Below are 2,229 nucleotides of genomic sequence, written 5' to 3'. Positions count from 1 at the left end.
GGGCGGGGGAGGTCTGGTTGGGGTAGTCGGCTGCTTTGCGTTGCCGGCTTGCGTTTCGCTGTGGGGCTGCTCAGGCGGTCGCCTGCAGAGCCTCTACCAGCACCGGCGCCGTCAGCTCCACCTGCCACGGGCGTGCGCCGCCCGCGGCCAGTGCCGCCGAGACCGCCTCGAGGCTCCTGTCCTCTGGTGGGCGCCAGCAGGTGCGGCGCAACAGGTCCGGCAGCAACAGGTTCTCCACCGGCAGTTGGTGGTGGTCGGCGATCTTCGCCAACCCGGCGCGGGCCGCGGCCAGGCGGGCTGCCGCGTCGGGGTCCTTGTCCGCCCAGCGGTTCGCCGGGGGAGGGCCGTCGTTCGGTTGTGCCGGGTTGGGCAGCTGGTCGCGCGGCAGTTGGCGCGCCGCCTGGAGGTGGCGGAACCAGTTGCCCGTGTAGCGCCGCTGGACGCGTCCGCCGAAGACCGGCAGCGCCTGCAGCTCGGCCACGGACTTCGGCTCCGCCAGCACCGCGTTCACGATCGCGCTGTCGGGCAGCACCCGGCTCGGCGCGCGGTCCCGCTTGCGGGCCAGCTCGTCGCGGGCCTCCCACAGCGCGCGCACCGCCGCCAGGCCCCGCGCGGTGCGGACCTTGTGGATCCCCGACGTGCGCCGCCACGGCTCGCTCCTCGGCGGGGGCTGCGGGGCGGTCCGGACGGCCTCGAACTCCTGGCGCGCCCAGTCCAGCTTGCCCTGGGCGTCCAACTCGGCCTCGAGCTTCTCCCGCAGCGGGATCAGCAGCTCGACGTCCAGCGCCGCGTAGTTGAGCCAGTCCACCGGCAACGGCCGCTTCGACCAGTCGGCCGCGCTGTGCCCCTTCTCCAGGTGGTAGCCCAGCAGCTTCTCCACCAGGGTGCCCAGCGCCACCCGCTCGTAGCCGGCCAGCCGCCCGGCCAGCTCGGTGTCGAACAGGCTGCCCGGAACCAGGTCCAGCTCGGCCAGGCACGGCAAGTCCTGCGAGGCGGCGTGCAGCACCCACTCCTCGCCGTTCAGCACGTCCTGCAGCGGCCCCAGCCTGCCCTCCAGGGCGATGGGGTCCACCAGCACCGTGCCGGAGCCCTCCCGGCGCAACTGCACCAGGTAGGCCTTGGGCCAGTAGCGGTAGCCGGACGCGCGCTCGGTGTCCACCGCGATCGCACCCGTGCCCGCCGCCAGCCGTTCGCAGGCACGCGCCAGCGCCGGCTCGTCCGCCACCACGTCCGGCGTCCCGTCGGCCGGCTCCTTGAGCGTGACCGGGACGTCCGGTTCGCTGGTATCAGGCACTTGATCTGCGGTTTCCACGTCGGTCAACCCTACGGGACGGGCGCACCGTCACCGGTACGCCCGTCCGTTGGGTCGTGTTATCGGCTGGGGATCAGCGGATGACGCCGGCTCGCATCGCCAGCGCCACCATCTGCGCCCGGTCGCCGGTGCCGAGCTTGCGCCCGATCCGGGACAGGTGCGACTTGACGGTGAGCGCCGAGAGGCTGAGCTCCTCGCCGATCTCCTTGTTGGACTGGCCGTCGGCGACCAGTTGCAGCACCTCCACCTCGCGCGCGGACAGCTCCCGCGGCGTGTTGTCGGTGCCCGGCACCCGCGTGCCGGTCGCCAGGACCGGGGCCACGCTCGGGTCCGCGTACACCCCGCCGTCCAGCACCCGGCGCACCCCGTCGGTCACCACCATGGGCGAGGCCGACTTCAGCAGGTACGCCTGGGCACCGGCCTGGAAGGCCGAGCGCACGGCATACGGGTCGTCGGACGAGGCGAGCACCACGATGCGGGGCCAGCCCTGGCTGCGGAGTTCCGTGACCAGGTCGATCCCGCTCCCGTCCGGCAGCCCGAGGTCGAGGATGGCCAGGTCGCACGGACCCGTCGCGGTCGCCCGCGCTCTCGCCTCCGCTACCGAGGCAGCTTCGTGTACGGTGCCCGCACCCATCTGTGCGAGTCGTGCGGCAATCGCCTCCCTCAGGAGCGGGTGGTCGTCGACCACCAGCACCGAAAACAGCTCTTCCCGCGGGTGCGGGACCATGCTCGCCGGCAAAGCACCGGCTGGCGTGGATCTGACGGCCTGCGACAAGCCGACGGCAGCCACGTCACTACCTCCCTGGAGTCGGTCGTGCCCCCCGACCGGCACCGGGTACTTTCGGCCGATCAGCCGCGCCAGCTCTAGATGAGTAAGTCCTAACCCTGGGTGGTGTGTGGAGATGGGTGAAGGGTGT

2 protein-coding genes are annotated in these 2,229 nt (G+C 72.4%); both read right to left on the bottom strand.

Annotated features, from left to right (window positions below; translation table 11 throughout):
* Positions 1-70: 70 nt before the first annotated feature.
* Entirely contained in the window at positions 71-1,294 is a 1,224-nt protein-coding gene (locus L2C96_RS44110; protein ID WP_020422382.1) for a ribonuclease D, read from the bottom strand.
* A 91-nt stretch (positions 1,295-1,385) separates the two neighbouring features.
* Positions 1,386-2,102: a response regulator gene (locus L2C96_RS44105; protein WP_038532327.1), complete on the bottom strand. Its 717-nt coding sequence runs from the start codon at positions 2,100-2,102 to the stop codon at positions 1,386-1,388.
* Positions 2,103-2,229: the final 127 nt, after the last annotated feature.

This window comes from Amycolatopsis tucumanensis (assembly GCF_021654135.1).
GTDB classification, from domain to species: Bacteria; Actinomycetota; Actinomycetes; order Mycobacteriales; family Pseudonocardiaceae; genus Amycolatopsis_E; species Amycolatopsis_E tucumanensis.
Note: the sequence above shows the minus strand (reverse complement) of the source record. Positions and strands in the feature narration are given on the sequence as shown.